Below are 15,202 nucleotides of genomic sequence, written 5' to 3' on the forward strand. Positions count from 1 at the left end.
AGAAAATCATCCAAAGGTATTTATCATGTCCCTTACCAACGAACAGATCGTCGACGCCATCGCCGAGAAGTCCCTGATGGAAGTGATGGAGCTGGTCAAGGCCATCGAAGAGAAGTTCGGCGTCTCCGCCGCTGCTCCGGTTGCCGTGGCTGCTGCCGCTGGCCCGGCCGCTGCTGTTGAAGAGCAGACCGAGTTCACCGTCACCCTGAAGTCGGCCGGCGACAAGAAGGTCGAAGTCATCAAGGCCGTCCGCGCCATCACCGGCCTGGGCCTGAAGGAAGCGAAGGACCTGGCCGAAGCCGGTGGCGTCCTGAAGGATGCCGCTTCGAAGGACGAAGCCGAGAAGATGAAGAAGGACCTGGAAGCTGCTGGCGCGACTGTCGAAGTCAAGTAAGCACTTCCTTTGCATCGTCATCGATTCACGGCGATGCAGCCAAGGCTGGGGGCGTAAGCCCCCGGCCTTTGGTCGTTGTTGCGGTACGGGTAGAGTCGACTGTTAGTCGACTGCTGTGAAAAAGGTCGACTAACAGTCGGCTCTACCGTTCCAGATGCAGAAAAAAGCCCAACACGGGCTGCAGTCAAACCCCGGCCGGCCAGCGCAGAGCGCGGCAGCAGGGGCGTGGTAGCAGACGAGTTGGCAGTTGGAAGTAGCGGGAGAAGGCGTGCTGGTGCCGGCAATACCAGCGACTTCCAACTGACAATTTCAAGTTCCCTTCGGATCGTGGGCGCACGATCCGCACAACAAGGTGGAAGACCTCATGACGTCCTATTCGTTCACCGAAAAAAAGCGTATCCGCAAGGATTTCGGCAAGCAGCGTTCGATTCTCGAAGTGCCGTTCCTGCTCGCCATCCAGGTGGATTCCTACCGTGAATTCCTGCAGGAAAACGTCGATCCGGCCAAGCGCACGGACCACGGCCTGCACGCTGCGCTGAAGTCGGTCTTCCCGATCGCCAGCTACAGCGGCAACGCTGCCCTGGAATACGTCGGCTACAAGCTGGGCGAACCGGTCTTCGACGAGCGTGAGTGCCGCCAGCGTGGCATGAGCTACGGCGCCCCTCTGCGCGTGACCGTGCGCCTGGTGATCTACGACCGTGAGTCGTCGACCAAGGCCATCAAGTACGTGAAGGAGCAGGAGGTCTATCTGGGCGAAATCCCGCTGATGACCGAGAACGGCACCTTCATCGTCAACGGCACCGAGCGCGTCATCGTCTCGCAGCTGCACCGTTCGCCGGGCGTGTTCTTCGACCACGACCGTGGCAAGACCCACAGCTCGGGCAAGCTGCTGTACAGCGCCCGCATCATTCCTTACCGCGGTTCCTGGCTGGACTTCGAGTTCGACCCGAAGGACGCGCTGTTCACCCGTATCGACCGTCGCCGCAAGCTGCCGGTGTCGATCCTGCTGCGCGCGCTTGGCTACAGCAACGAAGAGATGCTGGCCGAGTTCTTCGAGATCAACACCTTCCACATCAACCCGGATGAAGGCGTCCAGCTGGAGCTGGTGCCGGAGCGCCTGCGCGGCGAAACCCTGGGCTTTGACCTGGCCGACGGCGACAAGGTCATCGTGGAAGCCGGCAAGCGCATCACCGCGCGCCACATCAAGCAGCTGGAAGCCTCGGGCATCGCCGCCCTGGCCGTGCCGGACGACTACATCGTCGGCCGCATCCTGTCGCACGACGTGGTCGATGCTTCGACCGGCGAACTGCTGGCCCAGGCCAACGACGAGATCACCGACGAGCAGCTGCAGGCCTTCCGCAAGGCCGGCGTGGATGCCGTGGGCACCCTGTGGGTGAACGACCTGGATCGTGGCCCGTACCTGTCCAACACCCTGCGCATCGACCCGACCAAGACCCAGCTGGAAGCCCTGGTCGAGATCTACCGCATGATGCGTCCGGGCGAACCGCCGACCAAGGACGCCGCGCAGAACCTGTTCCACAACCTGTTCTTCACCTTCGAGCGCTACGACCTGTCCGCGGTCGGCCGCATGAAGTTCAACCGTCGCGTGGGCCGCAAGGAAACCACCGGCGAAGCCGTGCTGTACGACCGCAAGTACTACGGCGAGCGCAACGACGAAGAGTCCAAGCGCCTGGTTGCCGCCCATGGCGACAGCTCCGACATCCTGGACGTGATCAAGGTCCTGACCGAGATCCGCAACGGTCGTGGCGTGGTCGATGACATCGATCACCTGGGCAACCGTCGCGTGCGTTCGGTCGGCGAAATGGCCGAGAACGTGTTCCGCGTGGGCCTGGTCCGCGTCGAGCGCGCGGTCAAGGAGCGCCTGTCGATGGCCGAGTCCGAAGGCCTGACCCCGCAGGAGCTGATCAACGCCAAGCCGGTCGCCGCTGCCATCAAGGAGTTCTTCGGCTCCTCGCAGCTGTCGCAGTTCATGGACCAGAACAACCCGCTGTCGGAAGTGACCCACAAGCGTCGCGTCTCGGCCCTGGGCCCGGGCGGTCTGACCCGTGAGCGCGCCGGCTTCGAAGTGCGCGACGTGCACCCGACCCATTACGGCCGCGTCTGCACCATCGAAACCCCGGAAGGCCCGAACATCGGCCTGATCAACTCGCTGGCCGTGTACGCCCGCACCAACCAGTACGGTTTCCTCGAGACCCCGTACCGCAAGGTCGTGGACGGCAAGGTCTATGACGAAGTCGAGTTCCTGTCGGCGATCGAAGAAAACGAGTACGTCATTGCGCAGGCCAACGCGCTGACCAATGCCGACAGCGTGCTGACCGAACAGTTCGTTCCTTGCCGCTTCCAGGGCGAATCGCTGCTGAAGCCGCCGGCGGAAGTCCACTTCATGGACGTCTCGCCGATGCAGACCGTGTCGATCGCGGCCGCGCTGGTTCCGTTCCTGGAGCACGATGACGCCAACCGTGCACTGATGGGCGCCAACATGCAGCGTCAGGCCGTGCCGACCCTGCGTGCTCAGAAGCCGCTGGTCGGTACCGGCATCGAGCGTGCCGTGGCGCGTGACTCCGGTGTGACCGTGAATGCCCGTCGTGGTGGCGAGATCGTGCAGATCGATGCCGCCCGCATCGTGGTCAAGGTGGTCGAGGAAGAAATCGTCGGTGCCACCGACGCCGGCGTCGACATCTACAACCTGGTCAAGTACACCCGTTCGAACCAGAACACCTGCATCAACCAGCGTCCGCTGGTTCAGGTGGGTGACATCATCGCCCGCGGCGATGTGCTGGCCGACGGTCCGTCCACCGACATCGGCGAACTGGCCCTGGGCCAGAACATGCTGATCGCGTTCATGCCGTGGAACGGCTACAACTTCGAAGACTCCATCCTGCTTTCCGAGCGCGTGGTGGAAGAGGATCGCTACACCACGATCCACATCGAAGAGCTGACCTGCGTCGCGCGTGATACCAAGCTGGGGCCGGAGGAAATCTCCGCCGACATCCCGAACGTTTCCGAGCAGGCGCTGAACCGCCTGGACGAAAGCGGCGTGGTGTACATCGGTGCCGAAGTCCGCGCCGGCGACATCATGGTCGGCAAGGTCACCCCGAAGGGCGAAAGCCAGCTGACCCCGGAAGAGAAGCTGCTGCGCGCGATCTTCGGCGAGAAGGCGTCGGACGTGAAGGACAGCTCGCTGCGCGTGCCGCCGGGCATGGACGGCACCGTCATCGACGTGCAGGTCTTCACCCGCGACGGCATCGAGAAGGACAAGCGCGCCCGTCAGATCGAAGAGTCTGAAATCAAGCGCGTCAAAAAGGACTTCGACGACCAGTTCCGCATCCTGGAAGCGGCCATCTACATGCGTCTGCGCTCGCAGATCGTGGGCAAGGTGGTCAACGGTGGCGCTGGCCTGAAGAAGGGCGACGTCATCAGCGACGCGTTCCTGGACGGCCTGAAGAAGGCTGACTGGTTCGCCCTGCGCATGAAGGACGAGGACGCTTCGGAAGCCATCGAGCGCGCGCAGAAGCAGATCCAGGCGCACGAGAAGGAATTCGAGCGTCGCTTCGCCGACAAGCGCGGCAAGATCACCGCCGGTGACGACCTGGCCCCGGGCGTGCTGAAGATGGTCAAGGTGTTCCTGGCCGTGAAGCGCCGCATCCAGCCGGGCGACAAGATGGCAGGCCGCCACGGCAACAAGGGTGTGGTGTCCAACGTGGTGCCGGTCGAGGACATGCCGTACATGGCCTCGGGCGAAACCGTGGACATCGTGCTGAATCCGCTGGGCGTGCCGTCGCGTATGAACATCGGCCAGATTCTGGAAGTGCACCTGGGCTGGGCAGCCAAGGGCCTGGGTCGCAAGATCCAGGCGATGATGGAAGCCCAGGCGGCGGTCGCCGACCTGCGCAAGTTCCTGGACGACATCTACAACCACGACGACACCAACGTGGCCAACCGTGTCGACCTGTCGCAGTTCAGCGACGAGGAGCTGCTGCGTCTGGCGCGTAACCTCACCGACGGCGTGCCGATGGCCACCCCGGTGTTCGACGGCGCCACCGAAGCGGAAATCAAGCGCATGCTGGAACTGGCCGACCTGCCGAGCAGTGGCCAGACCCAGCTGTACGACGGCCGCACCGGTGAAGCGTTCGATCGCCACACCACCGTCGGTTACATGCACTACCTGAAGCTGAACCACCTGGTCGACGACAAGATGCACGCCCGTTCGACCGGTCCGTACTCGCTCGTCACCCAGCAGCCGCTGGGCGGCAAGGCGCAGTTCGGCGGCCAGCGCTTCGGTGAAATGGAAGTCTGGGCGCTGGAAGCCTACGGCGCGGCCTACACCCTGCAGGAAATGCTGACGGTGAAGTCCGATGACGTGCAGGGCCGCAACCAGATGTACAAGAACATCGTCGACGGTGAGCACGAGATGGTCGCGGGCATGCCGGAATCCTTCAACGTGCTCGTGAAGGAAATCCGCTCGCTGGCCATCAACATGGAACTGGAAGACAACTGATCCATGCCGGCGCGGCGGTCCGCCGCCGCGCCGCTGGCAGTCAACTGAAAGCCCATCGACACAGCATTCCTCCTTCTGGAGAACACCATGAAAGACCTGCTCAACCTCTTCAACCAGCAGCGCCAGACGCTGGACTTCGACGCGATCAAGATCGCGCTGGCTTCGCCGGACCTGATCCGTTCGTGGTCCTTCGGCGAAGTGAAGAAGCCGGAAACCATCAACTACCGTACCTTCAAGCCGGAACGTGACGGCCTGTTCTGCGCCGCCATCTTCGGCCCGGTGAAGGACTACGAGTGCCTGTGCGGCAAGTACAAGCGCATGAAGCACCGTGGTGTCGTGTGCGAGAAGTGCGGCACCGAAGTGACCCTGGCCAAGGTGCGCCGCGAGCGCATGGGCCACATCGACCTGGCTTCGCCGGTCGCGCACATCTGGTTCCTGAAGTCGCTGCCGTCGCGCATCGGCCTGATGCTGGACATGACCCTGCGCGACATCGAGCGCGTGCTGTACTTCGAAGCGTATGTGGTGACCGAGCCGGGCCTGACCGCCCTGGAGCGCCGCCAGCTGCTGACCGAAGAACAGTACCTGCAGGCCCGCCAGGAGCACGGTGACGACTTCGACGCCGCCATGGGCGCCGAGGCCGTGTACGAGCTGCTGCGCACCATCGACCTGCAGTCGGAGATGACCCGCCTGCGCGAAGAAATCGCCAGCACCGGTTCGGAAACCAAGCTCAAGCGCCTCACCAAGCGCATCAAGCTGATCGAAGCCTTCCTGGAATCGGGCAACCGTCCGGAATGGATGGTCATGACCGTGCTGCCGGTGCTGCCGCCGGACCTGCGTCCGCTGGTGCCGCTGGATGGCGGCCGCTTCGCGACCTCCGACCTGAACGACCTGTACCGCCGCGTCATCAACCGCAACAACCGCCTGCGCCGCCTGCTCGAACTGAGCGCGCCGGACATCATCGTGCGCAATGAAAAGCGCATGCTGCAGGAATCGGTCGATGCGCTGCTGGACAACGGCCGTCGCGGCCGTGCCATCACCGGCACCAACAAGCGCCCGCTGAAGTCGCTGGCCGACATGATCAAGGGCAAGCAGGGCCGTTTCCGCCAGAACCTGCTCGGCAAGCGCGTCGACTACTCGGGCCGTTCGGTCATCGTGGTCGGTCCGTACCTGCGCCTGCACCAGTGCGGCCTGCCGAAGAAGATGGCGCTCGAACTGTTCAAGCCGTTCGTGTTCGCCAAGCTGCAGCGTCGTGGCCTGGCCACCACCATCAAGGCCGCCAAGAAGCTGGTCGAGCGCGAAGAAGCCGAAGTCTGGGACATCCTGGAAGAGGTCATCCGCGAGCATCCGGTGATGCTGAACCGTGCGCCGACCCTGCACCGTCTGGGCATCCAGGCGTTCGAGCCGGTGCTGATCGAAGGCAAGGCCATCCAGCTGCACCCGCTGGTCTGCACCGCGTTCAACGCCGACTTCGACGGTGACCAGATGGCCGTCCACGTGCCGCTCTCGCTGGAAGCCCAGCTGGAAGCGCGTGCGCTGATGATGTCGACCAACAACATCCTGTCGCCGGCCAACGGCGAGCCGATCATCGTGCCGTCGCAGGACGTCGTGCTGGGTCTGTACTACATGACCCGCTCGCTGGAAAACAAGAAGGGCGAGGGCATGGCCTTCGCCAACATCGCCGAAGTCAAGCGCGCCTACGACAACCGCGTGGTGGAACTGCACGCACGCGTCAAGGTCCGCATCACCGAGGTGGTGACCGACGAAGACGGCATCAAGCAGAACAAGACCTCGATCGTGGACACCACGATCGGTCGCGCCCTGCTGGCTGAAATCCTGCCGGAAGGCCTGCCGTTCGCGCTGGCCAACACCGAGCTGACCAAGAAGAACATCAGCCGCCTGATCAACTCCAGCTACCGCCAGCTGGGCTTGAAGGACACGGTCGTGTTCGCCGACAAGCTGATGTACACCGGCTTCGCCTACGCGACCCGCGCCGGCGTCTCGATCGGCATCGACGACATGCTGATCCCGGACGAGAAGAAGGGCATCCTCACCGAGGCCGAAGCCGAAGTGCTGGAAATCCAAGAGCAGTACCAGTCGGGCCTGGTCACCGCCGGCGAGCGCTACAACAAGGTGGTCGACATCTGGTCGCGTACCAATGAGCGCATCGCCAAGGCGATGATGGACACCATCGGTACCGAGAAGGTCGTCAATGCCAAGGGCGAGACCATCGACCAGAAGTCGATGAACTCGCTGTACATCATGGCCGACTCCGGTGCGCGAGGCAGCCAGGCGCAGATCCGTCAGCTGGCCGGCATGCGTGGCCTGATGGCCCGTCCCGATGGCTCGATCATCGAGACGCCCATCAAGGCGAACTTCCGCGAAGGCCTGAACGTGCAGGAGTACTTCAACTCCACCCACGGTGCCCGTAAGGGTCTGGCCGATACCGCGCTGAAGACCGCGAACTCGGGTTACCTGACCCGTCGTCTGGTCGACGTGGCGCAGGACGTGGTGATCACTGAGGTGGATTGCGGTACCACCGAAGGCCTGATCATGACCCCGATCGTTGAAGGCGGCGACGTGGTCGAGCCGTTGAAGGATCGCGTGCTGGGTCGCGTGGTTGCCGAGGACGTGTTCCTGCCGGGCAACGACGAAGATCCGATCGTCACCCGCAACACCCTGCTCGACGAAGCGTGGGTGGCCAAGCTGGAAGATGCCGGCGTGCAGACCATCAAGGTCCGTTCGACGATCTCCTGCGAATCCGCCTTCGGCGTCTGCGGTCGCTGCTACGGCCGCGATCTGGCCCGTGGCCACATCGTCAACATCGGTGAAGCGGTCGGCGTCATCGCCGCGCAGTCCATCGGTGAGCCGGGTACCCAGCTGACCATGCGTACGTTCCACATCGGTGGTGCGGCGTCGCGTGCGGCTGCGGTCGACAACATCACCGTCAAGACCACCGGCTCGGTCAAGTTCAGCAACCTCAAGTCGGTCGAGCATGCCAATGGCTCGCTGGTGGCAGTGTCGCGTTCGGGCGAAATCTCGGTGCTCGATGCTCACGGCCGTGAGCGTGAGCGCTACAAGCTGCCGTACGGCTCGATGATCGCCTCCAAGGATGGCGATGCAGTGAAGGCTGGCCAGACCGTGGCCAACTGGGATCCGCATAACCACCCGATCGTTTCGGAAGTGGCCGGTTTCATCCGCTTCATCGACTTCATCGACGGCGTCACCGTCATCGAGAAGACCGACGAGCTGACCGGCCTGGCCTCGCGCGAGATCACCGACCCGAAGCGCCGCGGCGCCCAGGCCAAGGATCTGCGCCCGATCGTCCGCATCGTCGACGCCAAGGGCAACGACCTGACCATCCCGGGTACCGATCTGCCGGCGCAGTACCTGCTGCCGCCGCGTTCGATCGTCAACCTGCAGGACGGCGCCGCTGTCGGCGTGGGCGACGTGGTCGCCAAGATCCCGCAGGAAGCGTCCAAGACCCGCGACATCACCGGTGGTCTGCCGCGCGTGGCCGATCTGTTCGAAGCGCGCAAGCCGAAGGATCCGGCAGTGCTGGCCGAGCGTTCGGGCATCATCAGCTTCGGCAAGGACACCAAGGGCAAGCAGCGCCTGATCATCAAGGACACCGATGGTTCGGAACACGAAGAGCTGATTCCGAAGTACCGCCAGGTGATCGTGTTCGAAGGTGAACACGTGACCAAGGGTGAAACCATCGTGGACGGCGAGCCGAGCCCGCAGGACATCCTGCGCCTGCTGGGTGTCGAGCCGCTGGCTGCCTACCTGGTCAAGGAAATCCAGGACGTGTACCGCCTGCAGGGCGTGAAGATCAACGACAAGCACATCGAGGTGATCACCCGCCAGATGCTGCGCAAGGTCGAGATCACCGATCAGGGCAGCAGCAAGTTCCTGAACGGCGAACAGGTCGAACGCCAGCGCGTTATCGAGGAGAATGCACGCCTCGGTGCCCGCAACGAGCTGATCGCCCGCTTCGATCCGGTGCTGCTGGGTATCACCAAGGCCTCGCTGGCGACCGAGTCGTTCATCTCGGCGGCCTCCTTCCAGGAGACCACCCGCGTGCTGACCGAAGCTGCCGTCCGCGGCACCAAGGACAACCTGCGCGGCCTGAAGGAAAACGTGATCGTCGGCCGCCTGATCCCGGCCGGTACCGGTCTGTCGTACCACAGCAACCGCCGTCGCGGCGCTTCCGGTCTCACCGAGTCGGAAATGCAGACCCTGTCCGGTACCCCGGCCGTGGTCGAGGCGCCGGCTGTCGAAGCCGAGACTGAACAGGCTTCGGGCGAAGAATGAGGTAACCGGTCCGGCCGCAAGGCCGGACCACCCCATCGGTCCATCGATGGGATTGGGAAAGGGCAGGGGAGATCGTCCGCGATCGACCTGGCCAACCTGAACGGGGTACATGGAGGCCCCCCAGTAACGTCCCGGGATCAGGGACGGGCTTGACAGGACGCGTTTGACTGCGTTCCTGGCAGGTTGCTACAATCGTCTGTCTCAGCAGGCCAGAATTTTGGCCTGCTTTAACATTTCCGCATCTCTGGCCGGATTTCCGGCCACCAATCAGAAGAACCTACTGATGGCGACGATCAACCAGCTGGTCCGCAAGCCGCGGCAAGCTACTACGTACAAGAGTGCCTCGCCGGCGCTCGACAAGTGCCCGCAGCGCCGTGGCGTCTGCACCCGCGTTTACACCACCACTCCGAAGAAGCCGAACTCGGCTCTGCGCAAGGTTGCCAAGGTCCGCCTGACCAACCAGGAAGAGGTGATCTCCTACATCGGTGGTGAAGGCCACAACCTGCAGGAGCACTCCGTGGTCCTGATCCGTGGCGGTCGCGTCAAGGATCTGCCGGGTGTGCGTTACCACACCGTCCGTGGTTCGCTCGACGCCGCCGGCGTTGCCAAGCGTCGCCAGGCCCGTTCCAAGTACGGCGCCAAGCGTCCGAAGGCATAAGGAGAGACCACTATGTCGCGTAAGGGTAATACTCCGCAGCGTTCCGTCCTGCCCGATCCGAAGCACGGAAGCGAAACCATCGCCCGCTTCATCAACATGGTCATGCAGAGCGGCAAGAAGTCCGTCGCCGAAAAGATCGTGTATGGCGCCATGGACGTGATCACCGAGAAGAACAGCAGCGCCAACGCCATTGAACTGGTGCAGAAGGCGCTGGACAACGTCGCTCCGGCGGTCGAAGTCAAGTCGCGCCGCGTCGGTGGTGCCACCTACCAGGTGCCGGTCGAAGTGCGTTCGTCGCGCAAGATGGCCCTGGCCATGCGTTGGCTGATCGACTCCGCGCGCAAGCGTGGTGAGAACACCATGCCGAAGAAGCTGGCTGCCGAACTGATCGACGCCTCGGAAAACCGTGGCGGCGCCATCAAGAAGCGCGAAGAAACCCACCGCATGGCCGAAGCCAACAAGGCATTCGCCCACTACCGCTGGTGAGTTTGACGGCCTTGTAAAACAGGCAGGGCAGCACCATTACGGTGCTGCCTCGCGGCCCCGGAAGGGCTGCGCCAATCCGAAGGCCGCCGCAAGGCGGCGTTCGGCCATCCGAAATCCAAGAAATCTGAGAGGCTCCCCGTGGCCCGTTCCACTCCCATCGAGCGTTACCGTAACTTCGGCATCATGGCCCACATCGATGCCGGCAAGACCACCACGTCCGAGCGCATCCTGTTCTACACCGGCAAGAGCCACAAGATCGGTGAAGTGCACGACGGCGCCGCCACCATGGACTGGATGGAGCAGGAGCAGGAGCGTGGCATCACGATCCAGTCCGCTGCGACCACCGCGTTCTGGAAGGGCATGGACAAGTCCCTGCCGGAGCACCGTTTCAACATCATCGACACCCCCGGGCACGTTGACTTCACCATCGAAGTCGAGCGTTCGCTGCGCGTGCTCGACGGTGCGGTGTTCGTGCTGTGTGCCGTCGGTGGCGTGCAGCCGCAGTCGGAAACCGTGTGGCGCCAGGCCAACCGTTACAAGGTGCCGCGCATCGCGTTCGTCAACAAGATGGACCGCACCGGTGCCAACTTCTACAAGGTCCGTGACCAGCTGAAGGCGAAGCTCGGCGCCGTCGCCGTGCCGATGCAGCTGCCGATCGGCGCTGAAGAAGGCTTCAAGGGCGTTGTCGACCTGCTGAAGATGAAGGCCATCCATTGGGATGAAGCCTCGCAGGGCATGAAGTTCGAGTACGGCGAGATCCCGGCCGACCTGCAGGAAAAGGCTGAAGAAGCCCGTACCTTCATGATCGAAGCCGCGGCTGAAGCCAACGAAGAGCTGATGGAAAAGTACCTGGGCGGCGAAGAGCTGGCCGAGGCTGAAATCATCAACGCGCTGCGTACCCGTACCCTGGCCACCGAGATCGTGCCGATGTACTGCGGCTCGGCGTTCAAGAACAAGGGCGTGCAGGCCATGCTCGACGGCGTGATCCAGCTGCTGCCGTCGCCGGTCGACGTGCCGGACGTGACCGGTACCGACGTGGACGACGAAAACGTCGCCATGAGCCGCAAGTCGGACGACAAGGCTCCGTTCTCGTCGCTGGCCTTCAAGATCATCACCGATCCGTTCGTCGGCGCGCTGACCTTCTTCCGCGTCTACTCGGGCACCCTGAACGGTGGCGACACCGTGCTGAACTCGGTGAAGGGCAAGAAGGAGCGCATCGGCCGCATCCTGCAGATGCATTCGAACAACCGCGAAGAGATCAAGGAAGTTCTGGCCGGTGACATCGCCGCTGCCGTGGGCCTGAAGGACACCACCACCGGTGACACCCTGTGCTCGATCGACCAGCCGATCATCCTGGAGCGCATGACGTTCCCGGAGCCGGTGATCTCGATGGCTGTCGAGCCGAAGACCAAGTCGGACCAGGAAAAGATGGGGCTGGCTCTGGGTCGCCTGGCGCAGGAAGATCCGTCGTTCCGCGTCAAGACCGACGAAGAATCCGGCCAGACCATCATCTCGGGCATGGGTGAGCTGCACCTGGACATCATCGTCGACCGCCTGAAGCGCGAGTTCAACGTTGAAGCCAACGTCGGCGCGCCGCAGGTGGCCTACCGCGAAACCATCACCCTGGCCGACGTCAAGTCGGACTACAAGCACGCCAAGCAGTCCGGTGGTAAGGGTCAGTACGGTCACGTCGTGATCGAGCTGTCGCCGCTGACCGCTGCAGACCGTGCCGATGCCAAGCTGGCCCCGGCGATCAAGGACGACTTCCTGTTCGTCAATGACATCACCGGCGGCGTGATCCCGAAGGAATTCATTCCTTCGATCGAAAAGGGCCTGCGCGAAACCATCACCAGCGGTCCGCTGGCTGGCTTCCCGGTGGTGGATGTCAAGGTCAAGCTGGTGTTCGGCTCGTACCATGACGTCGACTCCTCGGAAATGGCGTTCAAGCTCGCTTCGTCGATGGCCTTCAAGCAGGGCTTCGCCAAGGCCAAGCCGGTTCTGCTGGAGCCGATCATGAAGGTCGAGATCGTGACCCCGGAGGATTACCAGGGTGACGTGATGGGCGACGTCAGCCGTCGTCGCGGCGTGCTGCAGGGTTCCGACACCACCGGTGACGGTTCGGCCAGCATCATCAACGCGATGATCCCGCTGGGTGAAATGTTCGGCTACGCCACTGCGCTGCGTTCGCAGACCCAGGGCCGTGCCACCTTCACCATGGAATTCGATCACTACGAGCCGGCGCCGAACAACATCGCCGAAGCCGTCATGAAGAAGGGCTGAGCCTCGCTCAGCCTCTCCTGAAAACCACTTACAAAATCAAGGTATACAACAATGGCAAAGGGTAAGTTCGAGCGCACCAAGCCGCACGTCAACGTCGGCACCATCGGTCACGTCGATCACGGCAAGACCACGCTGACCGCCGCACTGACCAAGATCGGTGCCGAGCGCTTCGGTGGCGAGTTCAAGGACTACTCCTCGATCGACGCCGCGCCGGAAGAAAAGGCTCGTGGTATCACGATCTCGACCGCGCACGTCGAATACGAATCCGAGAAGCGTCACTACGCCCACGTCGATTGCCCGGGCCACGCTGACTACGTCAAGAACATGATCACCGGTGCTGCCCAGATGGACGGCGCGATCCTGGTCTGCTCGGCCGCTGACGGCCCGATGCCGCAGACCCGCGAGCACATCCTGCTGTCGCGTCAGGTCGGCGTGCCGTACATTGTCGTGTTCCTGAACAAGGCTGACATGGTCGACGACGCCGAGCTGCTCGAGCTGGTCGAAATGGAAGTGCGTGAGCTGCTGAGCAAGTACGACTTCCCGGGCGACGACACCCCGATCATCGCCGGTTCGGCCCGTCTGGCGCTGGAAGGCGACCAGAGCGACATCGGCGTGCCGGCCATCCTGAAGCTGGTCGATGCCCTGGACAGCTGGATTCCGGAGCCGGAGCGTGCGATCGACAAGCCGTTCCTGATGCCGGTGGAAGACGTGTTCTCGATCTCGGGCCGCGGCACCGTGGTGACCGGTCGTATCGAGCGCGGCATCATCAAGGTCGGCGACGAAATCGAAATCGTCGGTATCCGTCCGGTGCAGAAGACCACCGTGACCGGCGTTGAAATGTTCCGCAAGCTGCTGGACCAGGGTCAGGCAGGCGACAACGCTGGCCTGCTGCTGCGCGGCACCAAGCGTGACGACGTCGAGCGTGGCCAGGTTCTGGCCAAGCCGGGTTCGATCAAGCCGCACACCAAGTTTGAAGGCGAAGTGTACGTGCTGTCGAAGGATGAGGGCGGCCGTCACACCCCGTTCTTCAACGGCTACCGCCCGCAGTTCTACTTCCGCACCACCGACATCACCGGTGCAGCCCAGCTGCCGGAAGGCGTCGAAATGGTGATGCCGGGTGACAACGTCAAGATGGTCGTCACCCTGATCAACCCGGTGGCAATGGACGAAGGCCTGCGCTTCGCCATCCGCGAAGGCGGCCGTACCGTCGGCGCCGGCGTGGTCTCGAAGATCATCGAGTAATCTGGTAGTATCTGCGCCCCGATGTTGCCTGGGTAGGGCATCGGGGCGTATCAAAATGGGAAAGCAGGCACAGGATGTGCCTTGTGTTCCCCTGACCAGGAAGGGTCAATGCCATTCAGGCGGCGTCAACAGGAGACTGTTGACAGCTGCCTTGCGTGCCATTATGCTTCTACGTCTGGGCAGGCCGGGAAACGGGTCTGCCTACGTTTTTGAGGTCCATGGATTGACCTTGTCGGCCTGCAGGAGTGCGGGCCGTCTGTATTCAGGAATTTCATGGGACAAAGCAACCCAGAGGCTTTGTCTGTCGCTCTTTTAACGAAGGAACCTACCGCCATGGCGGACCAAAAGATCCGGATCCGGCTGAAAGCGTTCGATCATCGTCTGATCGACCGTTCGGCCAGCGAGATCGTTGAGACGGCCAAGCGGACCGGCGCGCAAGTGCGTGGCCCGATCCCGCTGCCGACCAAGATCGAGCGTTATACCGTTCTCGTCTCCCCGCACGTCGACAAGGACGCGCGTGACCAGTACGAGACCCGCACGCACAAGCGCGTGCTCGATATCGTTGACCCGAATGACAAGACCGTGGACGCGCTGATGAAGCTCGAACTGGCTGCCGGCGTCGACGTTCAGATCAAGCTGACCTGAGGACTACGACCATGACGAAGAAGTATTCGTTGGGCTTCGTGGGCCGCAAGGCTGGCATGAGCCGCGTGTTCACCGAAGATGGTCGTTCCATCCCGGTGACCCTGATCGAAGCAACCCCGAACCGCATCGCGCAGATCAAGACCGTCGAAACCGACGGCTACAGCGCCGTGCAGGTGACCGTCGGCGCGCGTCGCGCTGCCCTGGTCAACAAGCCGGAAGCCGGCCACTTCGCCAAGGCGAAGGTGGAAGCGGGTCGTGGCCTGTGGGAATTCCGCGTTGAAGACGCGCAGCTCGGCGATTTCGCCGTTGGCGGCGAAGTCAAGGCGGACATCTTCGAAGTCGGCCAGATCGTCGACGTCCAGGGTGTCACCAAGGGTAAGGGTTTCCAGGGCACCATCAAGCGCCACAACTTCCGTATGGGCGATGCAACCCACGGTAACTCGCTGTCGCATCGCGCGCCGGGTTCGCTGGGTCAGCGCCAGACCCCGGGTCGCGTTTTCCCGGGCAAGAAGATGTCGGGCCACATGGGCGCGGTGCAGCAGAGCACCCAGAACCTGGAAGTGGTCAAGGTCGACGTGGAGCGCGGTCTGATCGCGGTTCGCGGCGCCGTTCCGGGCGCGGCGGGTGGCGATGTAATCGTCCGTCCGGCGAGCAAGGCATAAGGAGA

At 63.0% G+C, this 15,202-nt stretch carries 9 protein-coding genes; all 9 read left to right on the top strand.

The annotated features are described in order from the left end of the window. The first annotated feature begins 25 nt into the window (after window positions 1–25). The 9 genes from rplL to rplC all read left to right on the top strand — a co-directional run bounded on the left by rplL (window position 26) and on the right by rplC (window position 15,197). A complete protein-coding gene (gene rplL / locus AC3ITW_RS03870; RefSeq protein ID WP_004145253.1) occupies window positions 26–394 on the top strand; it encodes a 50S ribosomal protein L7/L12 in 369 nt (122 codons plus the stop codon). Window positions 395–758: 364 nt separating this feature from the next. Next, window positions 759–4,913 (top strand): DNA-directed RNA polymerase subunit beta, encoded by a 4,155-nt coding sequence (gene rpoB, locus AC3ITW_RS03875; protein WP_004145255.1) that lies wholly within the window; start codon window positions 759–761, stop codon window positions 4,911–4,913. A gap of 87 nt (window positions 4,914–5,000) precedes the next feature. Continuing rightward, complete coding sequence (rpoC, locus tag AC3ITW_RS03880) at window positions 5,001–9,224, top strand: DNA-directed RNA polymerase subunit beta' (RefSeq protein ID WP_004145274.1); 4,224 nt, start codon at window positions 5,001–5,003, stop codon at window positions 9,222–9,224. A 283-nt stretch (window positions 9,225–9,507) separates the two neighbouring features. After that, entirely contained in the window at window positions 9,508–9,882 is a 375-nt protein-coding gene (gene rpsL / locus AC3ITW_RS03885) for a 30S ribosomal protein S12 (RefSeq protein ID WP_004145320.1), read from the top strand. A gap of 12 nt (window positions 9,883–9,894) precedes the next feature. Next, a complete protein-coding gene (gene rpsG, locus AC3ITW_RS03890) occupies window positions 9,895–10,368 on the top strand; it encodes a 30S ribosomal protein S7 (RefSeq protein WP_004145321.1) in 474 nt (157 codons plus the stop codon). A 138-nt stretch (window positions 10,369–10,506) separates the two neighbouring features. After that, window positions 10,507–12,648: an elongation factor G gene (gene fusA / locus AC3ITW_RS03895; protein ID WP_004145333.1), complete on the top strand. Its 2,142-nt coding sequence runs from the start codon at window positions 10,507–10,509 to the stop codon at window positions 12,646–12,648. Between the two features lie 51 nt (window positions 12,649–12,699). After that, the gene (tuf, locus tag AC3ITW_RS03900) at window positions 12,700–13,890 is read left to right on the top strand and encodes an elongation factor Tu (protein ID WP_012510154.1); all 1,191 of its coding nucleotides are present in this window, start codon (window positions 12,700–12,702) and stop codon (window positions 13,888–13,890) included. A 333-nt stretch (window positions 13,891–14,223) separates the two neighbouring features. Beyond that, entirely contained in the window at window positions 14,224–14,535 is a 312-nt protein-coding gene (gene rpsJ / locus AC3ITW_RS03905; RefSeq protein ID WP_005408208.1) for a 30S ribosomal protein S10, read from the top strand. A gap of 11 nt (window positions 14,536–14,546) precedes the next feature. Further along, window positions 14,547–15,197 carry a 50S ribosomal protein L3 gene (rplC, locus tag AC3ITW_RS03910; protein ID WP_004145336.1) on the top strand — a complete coding sequence of 217 codons (651 nt, stop codon included), beginning with the start codon at window positions 14,547–14,549 and terminating at the stop codon, window positions 15,195–15,197. The last annotated feature ends 5 nt before the right edge of the window (window positions 15,198–15,202 follow it).

The organism is Stenotrophomonas sp. KH_052 (genome assembly GCF_057838755.1).